18 protein-coding genes and 3 pseudogenes are annotated in these 20,703 nt (G+C 43.7%); 12 read left to right on the top strand and 9 right to left on the bottom strand.

From position 1 onward, the window contains the following. Positions 1-184: 184 nt before the first annotated feature. Together V7K73_RS11455 and V7K73_RS11450 are read right to left on the bottom strand one after the other, a co-directional pair. Positions 185-1,315: pseudogene (locus V7K73_RS11455) on the bottom strand (type IV pilus twitching motility protein PilT); the annotation flags it as partial. A 105-nt stretch (positions 1,316-1,420) separates the two neighbouring features. After that, a complete protein-coding gene (locus V7K73_RS11450; protein ID WP_334879966.1) occupies positions 1,421-3,424 on the bottom strand; it encodes a GspE/PulE family protein in 2,004 nt (667 codons plus the stop codon). 361 nt (positions 3,425-3,785) lie between these two features. Here V7K73_RS11450 and grpE point away from each other — a divergent pair. Together grpE and dnaK are read left to right on the top strand one after the other, a co-directional pair. Next, a pseudogene (gene grpE / locus V7K73_RS11445) lies at positions 3,786-4,535 on the top strand (nucleotide exchange factor GrpE). A gap of 237 nt (positions 4,536-4,772) precedes the next feature. Beyond that, positions 4,773-6,731, top strand: a complete 1,959-nt coding sequence (dnaK, locus tag V7K73_RS11440; protein ID WP_334879964.1) for a molecular chaperone DnaK — start codon at positions 4,773-4,775, stop codon at positions 6,729-6,731. A gap of 254 nt (positions 6,732-6,985) precedes the next feature. Here the strand turns inward: dnaK and V7K73_RS11435 are convergent, their stop codons facing one another. Next, positions 6,986-7,144, bottom strand: coding sequence for a hypothetical protein (locus V7K73_RS11435; protein WP_334879962.1), 159 nt, complete (start codon positions 7,142-7,144; stop codon positions 6,986-6,988). A gap of 336 nt (positions 7,145-7,480) precedes the next feature. On the opposite strand from V7K73_RS11435, the gene dnaJ reads away from it, so the two are divergent. The 8 genes from dnaJ (at position 7,481) to V7K73_RS11395 (ending at position 13,824) form a co-directional block, all read left to right on the top strand. Beyond that, positions 7,481-8,608, top strand: a complete 1,128-nt coding sequence (gene dnaJ, locus V7K73_RS11430; RefSeq protein ID WP_334879960.1) for a molecular chaperone DnaJ — start codon at positions 7,481-7,483, stop codon at positions 8,606-8,608. Further along, positions 8,608-8,865, top strand: coding sequence for a sulfurtransferase TusA family protein (locus V7K73_RS11425; RefSeq protein WP_334879958.1), 258 nt, complete (start codon positions 8,608-8,610; stop codon positions 8,863-8,865). The genes dnaJ and V7K73_RS11425 overlap by 1 nt, the downstream gene beginning before the upstream one ends. Next, a complete protein-coding gene (gene rsgA, locus V7K73_RS11420) occupies positions 8,862-9,998 on the top strand; it encodes a small ribosomal subunit biogenesis GTPase RsgA (protein ID WP_334879956.1) in 1,137 nt (378 codons plus the stop codon). Before V7K73_RS11425 ends, rsgA begins: the two co-directional genes overlap by 4 nt. A 90-nt stretch (positions 9,999-10,088) precedes the next feature. Further along, entirely contained in the window at positions 10,089-10,850 is a 762-nt protein-coding gene (locus tag V7K73_RS11415; protein WP_334879954.1) for a Uma2 family endonuclease, read from the top strand. 93 nt (positions 10,851-10,943) lie between these two features. Beyond that, positions 10,944-11,660, top strand: coding sequence for a Uma2 family endonuclease (locus tag V7K73_RS11410; protein ID WP_334879952.1), 717 nt, complete (start codon positions 10,944-10,946; stop codon positions 11,658-11,660). Between the two features lie 132 nt (positions 11,661-11,792). Then, positions 11,793-13,382 (top strand): glycoside hydrolase family 57 protein, encoded by a 1,590-nt coding sequence (locus tag V7K73_RS11405; RefSeq protein WP_334879950.1) that lies wholly within the window; start codon positions 11,793-11,795, stop codon positions 13,380-13,382. Positions 13,383-13,451: 69 nt separating this feature from the next. After that, positions 13,452-13,643 (top strand): DUF6888 family protein, encoded by a 192-nt coding sequence (locus V7K73_RS11400; protein WP_442936755.1) that lies wholly within the window; start codon positions 13,452-13,454, stop codon positions 13,641-13,643. After that, the gene (locus V7K73_RS11395; protein ID WP_069070282.1) at positions 13,627-13,824 is read left to right on the top strand and encodes a DUF6887 family protein; all 198 of its coding nucleotides are present in this window, start codon (positions 13,627-13,629) and stop codon (positions 13,822-13,824) included. The genes V7K73_RS11400 and V7K73_RS11395 overlap by 17 nt, the downstream gene beginning before the upstream one ends. Positions 13,825-13,906: 82 nt before the next feature. Here V7K73_RS11395 and V7K73_RS11390 read toward each other — a convergent pair whose 3' ends face one another. The 5 genes from V7K73_RS11390 to petC form a co-directional block, all read right to left on the bottom strand. Continuing rightward, positions 13,907-14,593 (bottom strand): Uma2 family endonuclease, encoded by a 687-nt coding sequence (locus V7K73_RS11390; protein WP_334879948.1) that lies wholly within the window; start codon positions 14,591-14,593, stop codon positions 13,907-13,909. Positions 14,594-14,721: 128 nt separating this feature from the next. Then, positions 14,722-15,054, bottom strand: coding sequence for a hypothetical protein (locus tag V7K73_RS11385; protein WP_334879946.1), 333 nt, complete (start codon positions 15,052-15,054; stop codon positions 14,722-14,724). Positions 15,055-16,168: 1,114 nt separating this feature from the next. Next, a complete protein-coding gene (locus V7K73_RS11380; RefSeq protein WP_334879945.1) occupies positions 16,169-16,519 on the bottom strand; it encodes a DUF6717 family protein in 351 nt (116 codons plus the stop codon). Between the two features lie 397 nt (positions 16,520-16,916). Beyond that, a complete protein-coding gene (gene petA / locus V7K73_RS11375; RefSeq protein ID WP_334879943.1) occupies positions 16,917-17,918 on the bottom strand; it encodes a cytochrome f in 1,002 nt (333 codons plus the stop codon). 205 nt (positions 17,919-18,123) lie between these two features. Continuing rightward, positions 18,124-18,663 carry a cytochrome b6-f complex iron-sulfur subunit gene (gene petC, locus V7K73_RS11370; RefSeq protein ID WP_334879941.1) on the bottom strand — a complete coding sequence of 180 codons (540 nt, stop codon included), beginning with the start codon at positions 18,661-18,663 and terminating at the stop codon, positions 18,124-18,126. A 229-nt stretch (positions 18,664-18,892) separates the two neighbouring features. On the opposite strand from petC, the gene V7K73_RS11365 reads away from it, so the two are divergent. Next, positions 18,893-19,201 (top strand): DUF3067 family protein, encoded by a 309-nt coding sequence (locus tag V7K73_RS11365; protein WP_334879939.1) that lies wholly within the window; start codon positions 18,893-18,895, stop codon positions 19,199-19,201. Positions 19,202-19,301: 100 nt separating this feature from the next. Further along, a pseudogene (locus tag V7K73_RS11360) lies at positions 19,302-19,627 on the top strand (hypothetical protein). 22 nt (positions 19,628-19,649) lie between these two features. Here V7K73_RS11360 and tatC read toward each other — a convergent pair. Continuing rightward, positions 19,650-20,444, bottom strand: a complete 795-nt coding sequence (gene tatC / locus V7K73_RS11355) for a twin-arginine translocase subunit TatC (protein ID WP_334879937.1) — start codon at positions 20,442-20,444, stop codon at positions 19,650-19,652. Positions 20,445-20,703 lie beyond the last annotated feature (259 nt).

The following is a 20,703-nucleotide window of genomic DNA, read 5'->3' as shown; positions in this document are numbered from 1 at the left end:
GTTGTTATTTATTGGGTATTAGGCATCCGAACTCTTGGAGACGCTACGCGTAGCAAGATCCCCGGAGGGGTACGGCTCCGCTCAGGGCAAGTGGGCATTGGTAAGAGGCAGAGGGGAAAATTCTTCTCCCCTGCTCCCTTGCTTCTTCCCCTGCTCCCTCATCTCCCTCATCCCCCCAATTCCTTTAATGCGCTTTAGCAGCCGCACCAGGTTTCGCACCTGCTGCCTGCGGTGGTACAGAAGTACCGATGAGACGTTGGATTTCATCTGGCTTAGAAGTTTTAGACATCGCCGCTTCAAAAGAAATGGTTCCTGCTTTGTAAAAATCGGCTAAAACTTTCTCCAGAGTTTGCATTCCCAATTTGCCGCCAGTTTGAATAGCCGAGTAAATTTGAGATGTTTTGCCTTCTCTAATCAAGTTGGAAATAGCAGGAGTAACAATCAGAATTTCTTGAGCCATCACCCGACCATATTCACCGGGTTTAGGGTTTTTCTTGGATACCAAAGTCTGACTAAATACCGCTACTAATGAGTTAGATAATTGCACCCGCACCTGGGTTTGTCTTTCATGGGGGAAAACGTCGATAATCCGGTCAACTGTCTGTGCAGCAGAACTAGTGTGGAGAGTACCAAATACCAAGTGTCCTGTTTCTGCTGCCGAAATCGCCAAAGAAATCGTTTCCAAATCGCGCATTTCCCCCACCAGAACAATATCTGGATCTTCCCGCAAAGCTGCTTTCAAAGCATTAGCAAAACTCTTAGTATCTTCACCCAGTTGTCGTTGGTGAACCAAGCTTTTAATTGGTTCGTAGACAAATTCAATTGGATCTTCCACCGTTAAAATATGCTCTGCCTTGGTGCGGTTAATCAAATCAATCATTGCCGCTAGGGTAGTAGTCTTGCCCGAACCTGTAGGGCCTGTCACCAGAATTAGCCCTCTGGGCTTATCTGTCATTTCCCGCACGATATCTGGCAAACCTAATTTTTCAAAGTTAGGAATCTTAGAACTTAATGCCCGTAAGCAAGCAGCATAAGAACCACGTTCTTTATAGACATTGACCCGAAAGCGAGCCAAACCCTTAACACCATAAGAACAATCCAATTCCCAGTTCTGCTCTAAGGTTTTACGCTGGGTGTTGTTGAGCATACTAAAAATCAGCCTTTGACATTGATCGGCTGTCAATACATGCTCACCTATGGGGGTAAGTTTGCCACTGATGCGGAAGTAGGGAGGTAAACCTGCGGATAAATGCATATCGGAGCCACCCAATTCAATCAACTGCTCCATCAGGTCTTCAATCATCATTTCCATAGTTCTGCTTCCTTTTAATGTTTTATTTGTCCTTTGTCATTTGTCCTTTGTCATTTGTTTAAAGTTACTAACCATCGACCAATGACTAATGACCAATGACTATTAGCCTTAAAACCGAGATGTCATACAATAAGGACAATCGAGCCATTCTGGTTTCAATGTGGCATCGCAAGTTCGGCAGGTAAGACCAGTCTTGCGTTTGGCTTTTAACTCGGCTTCCAAACCAGTATCAGTAAAGGTCACTCGTTCTACTTCTTCTAGAGTGGTGGAACCTTGGCGCACTAAGTCCAAACTGTAAGCCAGCAAGGTTTTCATGCCCTCTTCTATTGCCACTTCCTTGATGCGTTCCGTGGGTGCATCTTCGTTGATGAGAGTTTGGAGGTTTTCGGTGACTCGCATGACTTCATAAACACCACAACGCCCTTTGTAGCCGATCCCGTTACATTTTGAGCAAAGCTGATTTTTGGTTTTGGCGTCAGCGATCGCATCTAATGTCAAGGTGTTAGCCTTATAGAAGGTAACTTCAACATCTGAGGAAGCTGATAGACCATAACGACCCAATTCTTCGGTTGTAGGAGTGTAGGCAATACGACATTCAGAACATACACGCCGCACCAAACGTTGAGCTAAAACGCCAATTAGGGAACTAGAAACCATGAAAGGCTCAATCCCCATTTCTCCCAAACGAGCGATCGCACCTGGGGCATCATTGGTATGTAAGGTAGTTAATACCAAGTGACCGGTTAAGGCAGCTTCAATTGCTGTTTTTGCCGTTTCCTTATCCCGCGTTTCACCCACCAGCAGCACATCTGGATCTTGTCGCAAGAAAGCCCGTAGAGCGGTAGCAAAATCCAGCCCTTTTTCTCGAATTACTTGTACTTGAGTAATCCCTGGAAGACTATACTCAATGGGGTCTTCTACAGTACTGATATTAATTCCGGGATCATTTTTTTCTGATAATGCAGAATATAGCGACGTTGTTTTCCCCGAACCAGTTGGCCCAGTTACCAAAATTAGACCAAAAGGACGGCTGACCATATCCTTGACAATATTCAAAGTCTCTGGATCGGTAATTAACTTATCTAATCCCAATTGGGTGGAGGAGTTATCCAAAATCCGCAGCACCACCTTTTCCCCGTAGCGACTAGGCAAGGTATTCACCCGAAAGTCCACCTTACGTCCCTCAAACAGCCGCCGGATGCGTCCATCTTGGGGTAGACGGCGTTCAGCAATGTCTAGATTGGAGATGATTTTAAATCGGGCTGTCACCGCCGGGATGATTTTTTTCGGCATTGAGGGGAAAGCTTCACGCAGTACGCCATCTTTCCGAAAGCGAATGCGTAAATTTTCTTCTTGCGGTTCGATATGAATGTCAGAAACGCCCTCATGCAAGGCTTTAGCCAGGATTCTATTGACTAGGTTGATAACTGGGGCATCTTCTGCACCCTTCATCGCTGCCCCTAGATCAGCCTCCATTTCTTCAGGAGCATCCTCAATATCGAGATTTCCGAGATTTTCTAAATCCTGACTAATATCTGTAGCGTTTTCTCGTTCTAGGTGCTTTTGCTTAACAGCCATTTCATCCAAATATTGGTTGATTAGCTGTTGGTAGTCTTCTTGTGTAATCACCATGCGCTGCAACGCCAAGCCTTGGGGGCGCAAGATGCGATTTAGATCATCAGAAGCCTCTAGATTATCTGGAGTGACCATCGCCACTAAAACTGAGGGCGGGGTTTGGTCTTCGTGTTTCGATAGTGGTACTAAACGGTGGCGACGACAAATATCCACTGGGATGAGGGTTTCAATCAGGTTCGCCATCTCCGTGTTGCCAAAAGAATTGACTTCCGGATCGAGGAATTCAACACCGTATAGTATTTTTAGTTCAAATAGCTGTTGTTTTTTATATTGCCTGAGCAACTCAGGTGATAGTTGTTGCCCAGTGATTGACTCTAGTACTTCGGTTAAGGGTCTGCCAGATTTGCGGCTTTCAATTAGTGCCTGCCTCATCTGTTCGGTATTGACATAGCCAGATTGCACTAGCTTGTTGCCAAAGGGCGAAAACTCTGTTCTGGTAGTTAGAGCGGTACTGCGCCGTTGTGGTGACGAGTTCATAAATGAGCAATTGATTTGGGGAAACCTCTGGTTAAAGTATTCCCAGGCTGTGAGACAGAATTCTCATTTCTCAAAAAAGTCCTGAGTCACGTCGCTTTACTTTGAATTAAAAATTAAAGATATTTTCAAATAAGATCAGGGGCGAGTCACATTCAGCGCTACCTTGTAAATTACTCGTTCGGGTTCCCGCCTTAGTGGGGTCTGGGCTAAGGTGTTCACCATTTGTCACAATAAGAAAACGGTTACATCATTTTCAGAAACTTGTCGGCAACAAAATCAGCCTCACTGGCAAGTCGTGGATGACGACGGTTGCAAGCTGGGGAGATACACTGCCATAAAAAGCATCTGGAATGAGTAGACAATAATGGATGAAAATAAACAGATAAACAATACAAGCCAGCAATTGGGTGAACCAACAGAGGTAAAGTAAGCAATGAAGAGTGACTCCCCAGCCCAAATTAATTTCAATGAATCTGGTAACGAGGTGACAGAGCAAGTGGCAGCCCAAACCAATATATCGGGGGATACGGCTAATCTCAATCCAGAAAATAGCGTCGCTGCAAGTGAGAAAACTGGAATGGAAACAGCAGCTTTGGCAGAACTGACTCAACAAATCGACTCTCTCAAAACGCAACTAGAAGAACGTAGTACTCAATATATGCGGATTGCTGCTGATTTTGAGAATTACCGGAAACGTACCAGCAAAGAAAAAGAAGAGTTAGAGACGCTGATGAAGCGGAACACGATTCTGGAATTGCTGCCAGTGGTCGATAATTTTGAGCGGGCGCGATCGCACCTCAAACCCCAATCTGAAGGCGAAATGACCATGCACAAAAGTTACCAAGGCGTTTACAAACAATTGGTAGATAGCCTGAAGCGCTTGGGTGTATCACCAATGCGTCCTGAAGGTCAAGAATTTGATCCGAACCTCCATGAAGCAGTAATGCGCGAACCTACGGATGAACATCCTGAAGGAACAGTGTTAGAAGAGTTAGTGCGCGGATATTACTTGGGCGATCGCGTGCTACGCCATGCAATGGTCAAAGTAGCTGCTCCCAAGGAAGATAGCCCTTCTGCACCAGAAGATCAGTCGAGTCAAGCCTTCAGTTAAGCTGTAATCGCTCGCCTCGCTGACCGAAAGTGCCTGGGTTCTAGCAAGGACGAGCATCATTATTGAGGGATGGAGAGGATGAGGGAGATGAGGAGGATGAGGGGGATAAGGAGGAATTTACTCCCTTATCTCCCTCATCTCCCCCTGCTCCCCTACTTTCCCCATTTCTATATGCTGAAGTTTTGAGCTAGTCCGCGACATACTACAGCAAAAAACTCGGTAAAAATACTGATAATTATGGGAAAAGTTATTGGGATCGACTTAGGCACTACTAACAGTTGCGTCGCAGTTTTGGAAGGCGGTCAACCACTGGTGATCTCCAATTCTGAAGGTGGACGAACTACTCCAAGTATTGTGGGATTTGGCAAGAGTGGCGATCGCTTGATTGGTCAATTGGCAAAGCGCCAAGCCGTAACCAATGCCGAAAACACAATTTACAGTATTAAACGATTTATCGGGCGGCGTTGGGACGACACTGAAATAGAACGCGATCGCGTCCCCTACAACTGTGTCAAAGGTCGAGACGATACCGTTGATGTCCAAATTCGCTCAAAAAACTACACGCCACAAGAATTGTCCGCGATGATCCTGCAAAAGCTTAAGCAGGATGCAGAAAGCTTCTTGGGTGAAGAAGTGACTCAGGCAGTAATTACCGTACCAGCATATTTTACAGATGCCCAAAGACAAGCAACTAAAGATGCTGGCACAATTGCAGGATTAGAAGTCTTGCGAATCATCAATGAACCAACAGCTGCGGCTTTAGCTTTCGGATTGGACAAGCAAGACCAAGAACAGCTAATTTTAGTATTTGACTTGGGAGGCGGAACCTTCGACGTATCGATCCTGCAACTTGGGGATGGCGTTTTTGAAGTTAAGGCGACTAGTGGTAACAATCAACTGGGTGGAGACGACTTTGATAATGCGATCGTCCGTTGGATGATGGAACGCTTCCAGCAACAAGAGAAAATCGACCTTTCCCAAGATAAAATGGCACTGCAACGCTTGCGGGAAGCAGCAGAAAAGGCAAAAATTGAACTCTCCAGCATGATGAATACCTCCGTCAACTTGCCGTTTATCACGGCTGATGACACCGGGCCAAAGCATCTGGAGATGGAACTGAGCCGCTCTAAATTTGAAGAACTGGCACTTAATTTAATTGAAAGTACCATCGAACCAATGATCCAAGCGCTCAAAGATGCGGATCTCAAACCACAAAATATAGATCGGATTATTTTGGTAGGTGGTTCTACCCGTATTCCCGCAGTCCAAAACGCGCTAATTAAGTTTTTCAATGGCAAAGCCCCCGATCGCTCCATCAACCCTGACGAAGCGGTAGCATTGGGAGCGGCTATCCAAGCAGGTGTGTTGGGCGGCGAAGTTGATAATCTCTTACTATTGGATGTCACTCCTCTGTCGTTGGGAATTGAAACTTTGGGTGAAGTGTTCACGAAAATTATTGAACGCAACACCACAATTCCCACTAGTAAGTCACAAATTTTTTCCACAGCAGTTGATGGACAAACCTCGGTAGAAATTCACATTCTCCAAGGTGAACGGGCAATGTCACGAGATAACAAGAGTCTCGGCAAGTTTCTTCTAGCAGGAATTCCCCCATCGCCCCGTGGGGTACCGCAAATTGAAGTATCCTTTGAAATTGATGTCAACGGCATCTTGAAGGTTTCTGCCCAAGATAAAGGTACAGGTAGAGAACAAAGTATCAGGATTACCAATACAGGTGGTTTGAGTACCAACGAAGTCGAACGGATGCGCCAAGAGGCCGAAATGTTTTCCGACGAAGATAGAAGACGTAAAGAACTGGTTGAACTCAAAAACCAAGCAGATAATCTGTTATTCAGTTACGAATCCACGATGAAGGATAATAGCAACTTTATCGGCGAGCAAATGAAAACTTTGGCCAGTGAAAAAGTTTCACAACTCCAAGCTGCAATGATTGATTCTAGTATTTCCACTGTGGAATTTAAGCAGCGCTTAGACGACTTCCAACAAACCCTGTTTGCAATTGGTGCTGATGTCTACAATCGAGCTAACAGCCAAAATGAGGAGACTGAAGAGGCTTCAGCGAATCTCTTTACCCCAGAAGTAGACTCACCAATGAATGGCACACTAATACCACAATTCAACTTTGATTTTGACGAAGAAAGTACTGCCCAAGTTGATTATGAGGCGATAGATTAGGGATAGGACTTACGCATCAAGTACGAAATGTAGGGGCAATTCATGAATTGCCCCTACGAGAAATCAAGGCTTTCAGTGCCTTGAAAGCGTAAGTCCTAAGGGATTGGGCATTGGGCATTAGTCATTAGTTATTTCTTTCCTACCTCCCCTGCCTCCCCTGTTCTAAACTATATCTATATATTTAGATTATAAATTTAGTGAAGTTTCACAAGACCCCAGCAGTTTGCTAGATTGTAGAAGCAAATTACTGTGGGCTAGGCAATGTGCCAGTTCAGATGCACTTCCATTGCATAAGGGTGGTTTTCCACACCATTAGGTGCGGCTAGCCCCTCTGTTGATGGGCGGGGTTTTCCTCTCCTACGTAGCACAATTGAAAAAGAGACAGCCGACTCGGCAGTGGAAAGTCTTAGCATAGGCTTCACCTGCTGCTAACTTTTATCGCTTTTGTCGTCTCCCACGAGAAAAGCAACTGTTGCTCAAGATTTGTCGGTGATTTTTGTAAAAGGTAAAGGGTAAAATCAGTTATTAACAAAAATTAATTTTATCTTCTGCCAAACCTTCGGCAAGCCGCTCTCTAAAAAATACTGTGTTGCTTCATCTGTAGGCAAAACACTTTCACTTTCCGTAGGGTAGCAAGTGACCGTGACGTTCTACTGCCCTCCGGGTTCGCCAGTCGCTTATGGGGGGAACCCCCAAGACCGCGCAGGCTCACCTTCTGCTTTCTTCCTTCTAACTTTTACCTTTGCTATATGGCCCGCGACTATTATGAAATCCTGGGTGTCTCTCGTGACACCGACAAAGAAGAAATCAAACAAGCCTATCGCCGTTTAGCCCGGAAGTATCACCCAGATGTGAACAAAGAACCCGGGGCGGAGGATCGCTTTAAAGAAATTAACCGCGCTTATGAGGTACTCTCAGAGCCAGAAACCCGCGCTCGTTACGATCGCTTTGGCCCAGAGGGTGTATCAGGTGCTGGCTCAGGTTTCCAAGATGTCGGCGATATGGGTGGTTTTGCCGATATCTTTGAAAGCATTTTTAGTGGCTTTGCTGGCGGTATGGGTAATCCTACGCAACAAAGACGGCGCAGTGGGCCTGCTAGGGGTGATGACCTACGGCTAGACCTGAAGTTAGACTTTCGGGAAGCGGTATTTGGCGGGGAAAAAGAAATTCGCATTTCCCATCTAGAAAATTGTGAAGTCTGTACCGGTTCTGGTGCTAAACCTGGAACCCGCCCCCGGACTTGTTCGACTTGTAGCGGATCTGGTCAAGTCCGCCGTGTCACCAGAACACCTTTTGGCAGTTTCACTCAAGTTTCGACTTGTCCCACCTGCAATGGGACAGGGATGGTAATTGAAGATAAGTGTGATGCCTGTGATGGTAAGGGCGCAAATCAAGTCACAAAGAAACTCAAAATTACCATTCCGGCTGGGGTGGATAATGGCACACGCTTGCGGATTTCTAGTGAAGGAGATGCCGGCCAACGCAGTGGTCCCCCTGGGGATTTATACGTTTACTTGTTCGTAAATGAGGACGAGGAATTCCAACGGGATGGCATTAATATTCTCTCTGAAATCAAACTTAGCTACCTGCAAGCGATTTTAGGTTGTCGGTTAGAGGTAGATACGGTAGATGGCCCTGTGGAACTGATTATTCCGGCTGGAACCCAACCGAATACGGTGATGAAGTTGGAAAATCGCGGCGTACCCCGTTTGGGTAATCCCGTTAGTAGAGGGGATCACATGCTGACAGTATTAATTGATATTCCCACCAAGGTCACCCCTGAGGAGAGGGAACTGTTGGAGAAGCTGGCTAAAATTAAGGGAGATCGCACTGGAAAAGGTGGTCTAGAAGGATTCTTGGGAAATTTATTTAAGTAATGAAGCCCTCTTCTCTTTTAACTCCTGATGCTCAACTTGATTTACGCGGCACTCCTTGCCCAATTAATTTTGTGCGGACAAAATTACGTCTGGAGAAAATGCCATTGGGAGGTTTACTAGAAGTCTGGCTAGACCCTGGTGAGCCGATTGAGCAGGTTCCCGATAGTCTGACAATGGCAGGTTATCAGGTGGAACAAATTACAGACTGTAATAGTTATTTTTCTCTGTTAGTCCGCCGTCCAGTTGCTAGCCAATGACAGAGGATTTTGCTGCAACTGGACAGTTATTGGGTACAGTGGTGGCTGTACAGGCTAATTTTTACCGAGTACAGCTGGATGAGGATGGGGAGATGAGGGAGATGAGGGAGATGAGGGAGATGAGGGAGATGAGGGAGCAAGATCCTCCTCATCTTCCCCATCCCCCTGATCTCCTGCTTCTCTGTACTCGCCGAACACGCCTGAAAAAAATCGGACAACAGGTGATGGTGGGCGATCGCGTTGTGGTAGAAGAACCAGATTGGGCTGGGGGACGGGGAGCGATCGCTGATGTTTTACCCCGCCAAAGCGAATTAGATCGTCCAGCGATCGCCAATGTCAACCAAATCTTATTGGTATTTGCCGTTGCCGATCCGCCTTTGGAACCTTATCAACTAAGTCGGTTTCTGATTAAAGCTGAGTCTACTGGTTTGGATGTGCTTTTATGTTTGAATAAAAGTGATTTAATTTCACAGCAGGAACAGCAACAAGTTAGCGATCGCCTTCTTGGTTGGGGCTATCAACCAATATTTATCAGCGTCAAAGATGGTATAAATACTGAGCAAGCAGCCAGATATTTGAGCAATAAAATTACTGTAATTGCTGGCCCTTCCGGCGTGGGTAAATCTAGCCTGATTAATTCGCTGATTAATTCTCTTGAACTGCGAGTAGGAGAAGTTTCTGGCAAACTAGCTCGTGGTCGTCATACGACTCGCCATATAGAATTATTTGAGTTGCCTAGCGGTGGTTTGTTGGCAGATACCCCCGGCTTTAATCAGCCGGATATGGATTGTATCCCAGAAGAATTAATCCATTATTTCCCAGAAGCCCGAAAGCGGTTAGCAGTTGCTAGCTGTCGGTTTAGCGATTGTCTGCATCGAGACGAGCCGGAGTGTGCGGTACGGGGAGACTGGGAACGATATGAACATTATTTAGAATTTTTGGATGCTGCGATCGCTCATGAAAATCAGCTGCACCAACAAGCCGATCCTGAATCTACCATGAAGTTAAAAAGCAAAAGCAAAGGCAAAGGGCAGAGTCAATACGAACCCAAGCTAGAAAGTAAAAAATATCGCCGAATTTCCCGCAAGACTCAGTTACAGGACTTGCAGGATTTATATCGGGATGAGGAATAAGCAGTGCGATGTCTACGACGGGCTGCGCTACGCGCTTCTATGCAAAGGTCGGTCACGGTAGCATGAATATAAATAGAAAAAGTATCTTGTATGTCTCAGCCGCTTGCTGCCACCGCTAGTGTAAAAGATGTCAATGAGAGTATAATTTTCCCACCAGGCGACATCTATAGTGACGAACCCCCTTTGGAATCTGATTTACACCGCGAACAAATCGATTTACTCATCCGCCTGATTAAATGGTGGTGGCGCGATCGTCAAGATTTTTATGCTACCGGCAACCTGACCATTTATTTCAGTCCTAACCAGAAAAAATCAGAAGAATTTCGAGGGCCTGATTTCTTTCTGGTTTTAGATACAGAAAAAAAAGACCGCAAAAGCTGGGTTGTCTGGCAAGAAGACGGTAAATATCCCAATGTGATTATTGAGATGTTATCTGATTCCACTGCCTCGGTTGATAAAGGTTTGAAAAAACAAATATACCAGAATACATTTCGCACTCCAGATTACTTCTGGTTTGACCCAAATAACCTAGAATTGCAGGGATTTCACATAGTTGATGGGCAATATCAAGACATTGTACCCACTGAGTCAGGTTGGTTGTGGAGTCAGCAGCTAGATTTATATTTAGGAGTTGAGTCTGGGAAATTACGCTTTTTTACACCAGATGGACAGCTGGTGATGTTACCAGAGGAAGAAGCAAATCAACAGTTACAGCAAACAAATCAACAGTTACAGCAAACAAATCAAGAGTTACAGCAAACAAATCAACAACTAGAACAAGAACGTCATCGGGCTGCAATATTGGCAGAACGCTTACGAGCCGCAGGTATTGATCCTGAACAAATATTCTAAAAAGAAAACTTTATCTGCTTTGAGTGCGATATTTCTTTGTGTTGAAAACGATCGCTCAGTCACAATAGGATAAAGACAAAAAGGGCGATCGCTATGTCTCAACCTTTAGCCACTGCTTCTCAAGCTGATGTCAATGAGAGTATAATTTTCCCACCAGGCGACATCTATAGTGACGAACCCCCTTTGGAATCTGATTTACACCGCGAACAAATCGATTTACTCATCCGCCTGATTAAATGGTGGTGGCGCGATCGTCAAGATTTTTATGCTACCGGCAACCTGACCATTTATTTCAGTCCTAACCAGAAAAAATCAGAAGAATTTCGAGGGCCTGATTTCTTTCTGGTTTTAGATACAGAAAAAAAAGACCGCAAAAGCTGGGTTGTCTGGCAAGAAGACGGTAAATATCCCAATGTGATTATTGAGATGTTATCTGATTCCACTGCCTCGGTTGATAAAGGTTTGAAAAAACAAATTTACCAGAATACATTTCGCACTCCAGATTACTTCTGGTTTGACCCAAATAACCTAGAATTACAGGGATTTCACTTAGTTGATGGGCAATATCAAGACATTGTACCCACTGAGTCAGGTTGGTTGTGGAGTCAGCAGTTAGGGCTGTATTTGGCAGTATCTTTGGGCAAATTACGGTTTTTTACACCAGATAGACAGCTGGTGATGTTACCAGAGGAAGAAGCAAATCAACAGTTACAGCAAGCAAATCAACAACTAGAACAAGAACGTCAACGGGCTGCAATATTGGCAGAACGCTTGCGAACCGCAGGTATTGATCCTGAGCAAATATTCTGAGAAATAGAAGGCTTTTAAATTAATTGAAAACTGCTATAAATCTACCTTACAATCCCCATAAAGTCTTAAAATATTGTTAATTTCAGCCAAACCTCTCGACCTTCAACTTACAAGTATCACCCCAAAATCACTATGGCTATCGGCTACGTCGCGCTTGTACTTCACGCACATTTGCCCTTCGTTCGTCACCCGGAAAGTGACTACGTGCTGGAGGAAGAATGGCTCTATGAAGCCATCACAGAAACCTACATCCCTTTATTAAAAGTATTTGAAGGCTTAAAGCGAGACGGTATCGACTTTAAAATCACGATGAGTATGACACCACCTCTAGTGTCGATGCTTCGTGACCCTCTGCTGCAAGAACGCTATGACGCACACTTGACCCAGCTAGAAGAACTTATAGCACTAGAAGCAGAACATAATGTCAACAACGGACATCTTCGTTATTTAGCCGAACATTACATTACTGAGTTTAAAGAAGCGCGTCAAATATGGGAACGCAATCAAGGTGACTTGGTAACAGCTTTTAAGCAGTTCCAAGACAGTAACAACCTGGAAATCATCACTTGCGGCGCTACTCACGGTTATTTACCGTTGATGAAAATGTATCCAGAGGCGGTGTGGGCGCAAATTCGGGTAGCTTGCGAACATTACGAACAAACCTTTGGACAACCGCCCAGAGGCATTTGGTTGCCGGAATGCGCCTACTATGAAGGTTTAGAGCGGATGCTAGCCGATGCTGGGTTACGTTACTTCCTCACTGATGGGCATGGCATCCTTTACGCCCGTCCCCGTCCGCGCTTTGGCACTTATGCCCCAATTTATACGGAAACTGGTGTTGCTGTCTTTGGACGAGATCATGAATCTTCCCAACAGGTATGGTCTTCTGAAGTAGGCTATCCTGGGGCGGCAGAATATCGAGAATTTTACAAAGATTTGGGCTGGGAAGCAGAATATGAGTACATCAAACCCTACATCATGCCCAATGGTCAACGAAAAAATACGGGTATTAAGTATCATAAGATTACTGGGCGTGGCTTAGGACTTTCAGATAAGGCACTTTACGATCCCTATTGGGCTAGGGAAAAGGCCGCAGAACACGCTGATAACTTTATGTATAACCGAGAGCGGCAATCTGAGCATCTCTATGGTATAATGCAGCGCCCGCCAATTATCGTTTCGCCTTATGACGCAGAGTTATTTGGACATTGGTGGTATGAAGGCCCCTGGTTTATCGATTACCTATTCCGCAAGTCGTGGTATGACCAAAAAACATATCAAATGACCCATTTAGCAGACTATTTGCGGGAACAGCCAACGCAGCAAGTTTGTCGTCCTTCGCAGTCGAGTTGGGGTTTCAAGGGTTTCCACGAATATTGGTTGAATGAAACGAACGCGTGGGTTTATCCGCATTTGCACAAAGCTGCTGAACGGATGATTGAAATATCGTATTTGGAACCAGAGGATGAATTGCAGTTGAAAGCGCTTAACCAAGCGGCCCGGGAATTGTTATTAGCACAATCTTCTGACTGGGCATTTATTATGCGGACGGGAACAATGGTACCCTATGCAATTAGACGGACGCGATCGCACCTAATGCGGTTTAATAAGCTCTATGAAGACGTGAAAATCGGCAAAGTTGACAGTGGCTGGCTAGAAAAAGTCGAGTTAATTGATAATATCTTCCCCGAAATCAACTATCGCGTCTATCGTCCGCTATAGTCTCACGAAAAATAATCAACAGTAGTAAGGTGGGCAATGCCCACCTTATATTAGTAGTGAGGAGCGTTTATTTTACCAACAACAGAGCAAGCCTTAGCCTGTATACGGGTTTGTCAAATGCTGTCAAATCTGTATAAAGACATCCGCTTATTTCGATTTGACGACAAAACAGGGCAAGTTTACATCCTAGCTGGAGATGAACTCCAAGTCATTGTACTAAGTAATGGAATCTGGGATTTTGTCAATGAACCAGAATTATGAGCAAATGAGTTTTACAGAATTGAGAGCTTACGTCGTGGAAAACCGCGAAGACATTGAGGCTCTACGTTTTTTAATGAGCAAACGTGACCCTAATTCTAAAGGCTATCCTATGCCTGTGACAGAAGCTGATATGCAAGCTCAGATGGAAATCATCAGGCGTAAGATTAATGGAGAACTTTGAGATTATTGTCTAATTCAGTAAGCATAATTAGGGTGGGTAAATCATACTCACCCGATTATTTTATTAACACTACCGGATTTAGCTAAAGGCTATCTGGATCGATATTTAATTCTCGAAGTTTAGCAGCTAATCTTTGCGTTTTCTCTTCTGCGGTTTGTCGTGCTGTTACTTCCTCTTCATGAGTTAGCAGTATTTGACCCGTAGCTGGATTGTAAAAACGTAGTTTTCCTGCTTCCAGGCGTAACTCTAGCCCTAAAACTTCAGTGGGTAGAGATACTATACCATCTGCCAGGGTATTGGCTGCTACTGGAAAATAATTCCCATCGACCAAGTGTAAACCCTGGAGTTGGGGATTGAGATAATCGCCCGTGGGGTCATATTGGAAATATTCACGCACTCCTAGAAAGGCATAAATTCCTTTCTTTGCACCTTGGTCTTTGCTGCGGGTGCTTTTTGAGGTAATCTCTAGGATAAAATCTGGAGTTTGATTATTTTCTTCCCAGGTTTTGTAAGAGCGTCTGTCACGGTTTTCCACTCCAAACACCACAAATACATCTGGGGCTACGACTGATTCTGGATAACCTTTTTCGTAGTAAATAAATAGATTACCAGCCACATATACATCTGGGTGATTTTGAAAATAAATCCGTAGCGCATTTATTGCATAAGCCAAGTAACTGAACTGGATATCTCCTTCAGCCATCGGCTTACCATCCTCATCTGGGTACTCAATCGGCGTAATGGGGATATACTCTACTGAGGCTGTCATGGTCGGATACCTCAACTCAACCAGGGCTAGATTTAATTTAACCTTGTTTTAAGTTGTAGGTACTGCACATCAAAAAGAGGGTGTATTGCTCACCCTCTGGAACTAAAGTATATATCGCATTAATCAATTTAGGGATTTGGCTTGAATATAAAGCGAACTTTTGCGGGATGACCAACCTTCCCGAAAACCGCCTCTATCGAGAGGGACTTTTCCTTTTCCTGTGGTCGATAGCCTTCAGGAACAGAAATTACAGCCTCTAGTCGGTCAAAACGCAGTAACTGGCTTTGTTGTAATAGAAATTGCTGTAGTGCAGGTTGAGCGTTTTGCAAAACCCTCAACCAAATCTTCAGTCTCTTATTTTCTTCCAGTACTTTTGGAATTTTCAGGATGGCTTTTTCAATTTGGGCATGATTCTCTTTTTGCTGCAATCGTGTAGCAAAAGGTTGGGGGTATTGTATCATGGTTTTATCTATTATTTAATGGCTTCTGGACTGCTTGGAATACCAACACCAGGAGCATTTTTTTGCTTTATTTTTTATCAGAAATAATAAACCTGGGATATCCCACTTTATAAAATATGCTTGGTGCTTGCAAATTGAGGATAAACCAAGGAAGTAAATATGGCTTTATATGCAGACTACCTTAATAGGTTTAGCTGCCATAACCATATACTTAATGGTTGAAAATCAATTAGCCAAAAAATATTTACTCAAACAGTCCACTGATGCTAATTAGTCTAGCAGCAATAGGCTCTAAAAGCAAGTAAAATAAACCATTATTATCAATATAAAATATTAATTAAAAACGGTTTTTTTGTGTTATAATATAACGCTATTTATTCATTTGTCTTTTATCGGTTTTTCTGTAACTTAGTTACAAACCAATATATTTTATATAGTACTTTTTATAAAAGATATTTGTCAATAAATTCTGGATGTTCACAAAATTAGTAACTAAATTATCAAAATCTTTTTAAGAACTCCGCATGGTATTGATGAGGAAGGTAAATAGCCAAAACATAGAATAGTAGGTTGGGTAGAACGTAAGCGTTACACAACAAAGTCTTGCTCATGTTGGGTTTCGTTCCTCAACCCAACCTCGGCCTAGATTCAATAATATTGCTCAAAATCCGATCGCTATGACTGGGAGGCTAAGGAATTACGATAAGTTCCAAATCGCGTAGGCGTAGCCAGTCGTAGACATCGTTTTTATTGAGCATCTGATGAGAAATATTGGGCGCTTCATTTGGGAATTAAATTACAGCTTGAGTTAGATTTTTGGTAATTAAATTACAGCTTGAGCTAGATATAAGCTGGAAGACTTGATTTACGGTAGCAAGTCATTTAGAGGCTCTTGTTGACAAGATGCGTTTGCCCTGCTTACAGAATTGTTAGATTACCTCATCTAATGAATTGATAAAAAAGGCATTAATCTATAATTATATCAGCTAGTAAATCATCCATTTCATCGCTCATTTCTTGAGTATAAGGAATTAGCTTATAAGGGTTTTGCATAGCATCCTTGATCAAAAAGTCAAGGAAAAGTTTCATCATAATGCCGTCATCTTCATCAAGATTATGGTTTTATTTTCGCTTTGAATTGAGCGTAAAATTCTTTAGGAGCCTCATCGAAATACTTAAATAGAGCAGGGCAAAGCCATCCTTCCCGATCTAAATCTGGACTGTAATACCAGTTACCTCCATATTCTTCACGCTGCCAGTCAAACTTGAGTTGATAGCCAGGAAAGGGAGACGCAGAAAATACCAAACTGAACCCTGACTTTGCATCTGGAATCTGTGCCACCATTCTTTCAATAATTTCGTCCGCACCTGCCACGAAAGGCTCTCGATCTAGACCTACATTGTCATCGTCAAACACCCACATCTCGCCGAACTTATAGGGATGAATAACCATGATTGAGTTCATAAAGTTTACTAGCAGTTAATACCGTTTCATTTTAATAATGATACAAATACGCTGGTAGGGGCATGGCAATGCCCATTGGTGTCAACTAAAGAGAAGAAATAGCTTCACTGTTGGCTGACTCACCCGCCTGGAACTAAAGTTCTTTGGCTTTTAGCTAAAGTCTACTCAAGTAGACTAAAGATTTTTGGGTATATATTTAGTCATCTTCAGATGACTTTTGCTATTAGCAAGGAACTTCAGTTCCTTGCTGGACATGACGTTTACGTTAAGTTGACACCAATGGGCAATGCCTGACCTCTACGATAAATCTATATATATCAGGATTTTCGTGAATTGGTATAACATTAAAAAAGACAGGCAAGATGCCTGTCCTACAAGTAATAATTTAGCAGAGAATTTAGAAATTCATCTCAGCAGCTTGAACTTTTTCAACCTGCTTCTTCTTCAGCACAAGCATAACTTGAGCTAACATTACAAGAGCGATGAATGCAATCATCCATTGAACTCTAGAAGCGTCTTGCAATACGATTTCTGCATCTTGTTGACCGAAGCCGCCGACATTCGGGTTGCCGGTCAAAGCATCACCAGTCTTAACTGCTTGCCCTTCAGAAACGAGCAATTCTGGCCCTAAAGGAATCGTATCAACGACAACATCACCAGATTCAGGTTGGATGTTGACTAGATATTTAACGTTACCGTCTCCATCTTCCTCTTTGGCAATCTTGGTAATTGTGCCAGTAGCGGAAGCATTGTAAACAGTGTTGTTGCTCTTTTCGCCAGTGGGATAAACTTGTCCGCGTCCCCGGTTAGCACCTAAGTGAACTGAATATTTACCGAAGTGGATGTTTTTATCGGTTGCGGGGTTTGGAGAAAGAACAGGGAAGACGATTTCCTGATACTGTTCACCTGGTAAAGGCCCAACGATGACGACGTTTTCTTTGTCTTCGCTGTAGGATTGGAAGGGAGTGTCGCCAACTTCTTTTTTAAGTTCTTCAGAAAGACGATCTTCGGGAGCAATCTTAAAGCCTTCAGGTAGCATCAGTACAGCGCCGACATTCAAGCCAACCTTAGAACCATCGGCACCAACTTGCTGGGCGGCGAGATCGTAGGGAATTTTCACCACAGCTTTGAATACAGTGTCAGGTAGCACCGATTGGGGAACTTCCACTTCTGCCGGTTTGGCTGCTAGGTGACAGTTGGCACAAACAATCCGCCCGGTTGGTTCGCGGGGGGTTTCGGGATAGGTTTGCTGTGCCCAAAAGGGATAGGCGGCAGCTGATTGGGGAAGGGCTAGATCGCTGGTGAAGTAAAATGTCACAGTAGCGATCGCTATGAGCAATGTTTTGACGATCGCTCTAGCGCTGCGAGTTAACCTCGCTCTGAAGAAAACATTTCTCATCTCTAATAAGGGCAACGATTGAATTAGTCATTGGTCATTGGTCATTATGAGTTAGGAGTTATGAGTTAGGAGTTATGAGTTTGGAGTTAGGAGTTAGGAGTTAGGAGTTTGGAGTTACTATTATCTCCTCTGCTCTTTTGCCCCTCTGATCCTCTGCTTCCTTACTCCCTGACTCAGAACTTAGCACTCATAACTCAGCACTGATTTAAGCCCACCAAGCTCGATCACCGGTGCGGAAGTCGGTTTCAGTCCAAGGAGTCAAAACGATTTTGTCGTCTTTTACATTGGTATGGGCTAAAGGTAAAGACAGCGGTGCTGGGCCCCGAATAACTTTACCAGTTTCGTCATACTGGGAACCATGACAAGGACACTTAAACTTGTTTTCTGCAATGTTCCAGGGGACTACACAACCTAAGTGGGTGCAGATGGCGTTAATGCCATAATCTTTGATCGCTTCTTTGCTGTCTACCACAATATAGGTAGGATCTCCCTTTAGCCCTTGGACTAGGTTGCGATCGCCTGCATTCCGGTTTTCTAGAAATTTAGCGACGCTAACATCGTTACCTAGCTCGTCTTTTGCCGTTACACCGCCACCAGCACCACCGGTTGCGGGTGGAATAAAGTACTTGACAACGGGATACAATACACCGAGAGCCACTCCGGTGACAGTTCCAAAAGTAAGCAGATTCATGAACTGACGACGCCCCATATCGGGTACGTCTGCTGATTCAGAAAATTGAGCCATAGTCTACGCGCTCTTTGTGTATTTTGTTAAGCATTTTGACAAAAGTACTAATACTTGAGGAACTCTTGTCTAAGTCGAAATGCTAGCGCTCACAACGATGCCATACTTCTTTGTTCCAAGATATAAAAAGCATCTTTTCTGTTAGCATTACATTTCTTTATATCCTTATCATACTGGAGTCACGGAACTTAACATCATAACTAAATGTAAAATCTGATTGAGAAAAGCTATGACAGGACAGGAATTACGTCAGATGTTGCTTGATAAGTGGGGATATTCTTATGATGTCCAGTTTCGACGGACACAAGGAAAGATATTTTTGCAAGTCATGTGGAAATACCTCGAGCAAGCTTCTTTTCCCTTGAGCGAGGCGGAGTACCAAGACCATCTGGACACCATTGCTAATTATCTTCATGCCTTGGGTGGGTCAACACAGGTACAAACTTTTATTTTCCAAACACGCGATCGCCCCCGCCTCGGCAAAGCTGTTAGCATTCCTTTAGATTTGGGTGAACGTTCTTCGGAATGGATATTATGACCCACTATTGCATTAGCATTAATAATTTACTCAGTAATTATAGTGTTTTTTATACAAAAATACCTTCCTAAAAGATATTGACAATTTGGAGAAAACTCAAATGAGCCGCCAACCATTGCTAGACCCAAATCGCTCGTATACTTTTAGTAATTACTTTGAGTTAGGGTTTGCGGTTGACGATTTAGTTGCTGAATTTGGCTATTCCTTCGAGCGGCAATTTCTTGATTTACCACAATATTCTGGCGCATTAGACCGACTTAGTGACCTCAAACAGAAATATTAGGAGCGGTAACAACAGGTAATGTTTGGCAATTTGGCCGATTGTATCGACAGACACGCCATATTGAGCAAGCAATCAACATTTATCGTGTTACCGAAGAGTTGGAAATAGTGGTTAGGATCTTACTAAATGCACTCCTCAACTAAGTTGAAATTTTTTGGAATATCCTTATTTACCTGTAAGTTTAACCAGTCCAACACCACCAAAATAAAGCCCTAAAACTGCTCCCGCTAAAAGACTTTGAGTTAAAGGGTCAGTAGAAGGTGTAAGCACGGCTCCTAAAACTACTGCTCCCATAATTACGTAACGCCAACCAGAAACCATTCGTTGAGACGAGACAATGTTCAAATTACCGAGCAACAGTTGGATGATCGGAATTTGAAATGCTAAACCAGTGCTGAATAACAGTAGCAGCACAAATTCAAAATATTTATCAATTGACCAAAGTTGTTCAACAACATCTGCTCCGTAGCTGATGAAAAATTTCAAGGCTGCGGGGATAAGGAGTAAATAGGCAAATGCTAACCCCGCTCCAAACAGCACACTCGAACCCAAAACCACAGGCCCCAGTATCCGGCGTTCCCGGCGAGTTAGTCCTGGAAGCACAAACTGGATAATTTGGTAAAGAATGAAAGGACTAGTAAGTATGATGCCAGTGTAGGCTGCAACTTTGACGGAGACAAAGAAATATTCTCCGGGGGCAAGTTGGAGAAATTTGACTCCTTGTGCGGGAACCTCAAGTAGCTGGACAATCGGCTTAACGGCAAAGAAACAGCCAATAATACCCACCGCTACAGCAATCAGCGAATAGAAAATGCGCTGCCGCAACTCTTCTAGGTGGTCGAAAAGGGACATTTCAACTTCACCTGGCAACTCATCGAGAGGATTGGTGTCTGAGTTGCCATATTCTTCCGAGTCGATGTTGGGAACGTTTACAGTATCTACGTCTTGTGAAGGCGTCACGTCGCTTCGCTCCGAATTCAAAATTCACTCATTCAAAATTCAAAATTAACAATCCCCTAAATTTATTTATGGGCTTGTATCTTTTTTTTGTCGGTCATCGAGCATTTCGGTGACTTGGCACTCTTCATTATTTTATCTGGCGAATGCAGCTAGCAAGATATGTTTTTGAATGCTGTGAGTTTTTTGTCCTGTTTTTTCGGGTTGCATCTGCATAAATTAGTAGTAAGCCATCTTGTAGGCAATGTTTAACTTAAAAAAA

Source organism: Nostoc sp. (assembly GCF_036916975.1).
Classification (GTDB): Bacteria; Cyanobacteriota; Cyanobacteriia; order Cyanobacteriales; family Nostocaceae; genus Nostoc.
The sequence above is the reverse complement of the archived record's forward strand: the minus strand, read 5'-3'. Positions and strand labels throughout refer to the sequence as shown.